2 tRNA genes are annotated in these 218 nt (G+C 49.1%); both read right to left on the bottom strand.

What is annotated here, in order from left to right:
* Positions 1–17 precede the first annotated feature (17 nt).
* Positions 18–93, bottom strand: a tRNA-Ala gene (locus PVK71_RS20455).
* Positions 94–132: 39 nt separating this feature from the next.
* A tRNA-Ile gene (locus PVK71_RS20450) sits at positions 133–209 on the bottom strand.
* Positions 210–218: the final 9 nt, after the last annotated feature.

Here is a 218-nt window from a genome sequence, read left to right as displayed (position 1 = left end):
AAGAGAATACTTAAAAATGGTGGAGCTATGCGGGATCGAACCGCAGACCTCCTGCGTGCAAGGCAGGCGCTCTCCCAGCTGAGCTATAGCCCCAAAATATAATGCTATCACCAATACTTACTGGAAAAGTATTGGTGGGTCTGAGTGGATTTGAACCACCGACCTCACCCTTATCAGGGGTGCGCTCTAACCAACTGAGCTACAGACCCAACATTATG

The sequence above is a fragment of the Aliivibrio sp. S4MY1 genome (assembly GCF_028765545.1).
In the GTDB taxonomy this organism is placed as follows: domain Bacteria; phylum Pseudomonadota; class Gammaproteobacteria; order Enterobacterales; family Vibrionaceae; genus Aliivibrio.
The sequence above is the reverse complement of the archived record's forward strand: the minus strand, read 5'-3'. Positions and strand labels throughout refer to the sequence as shown.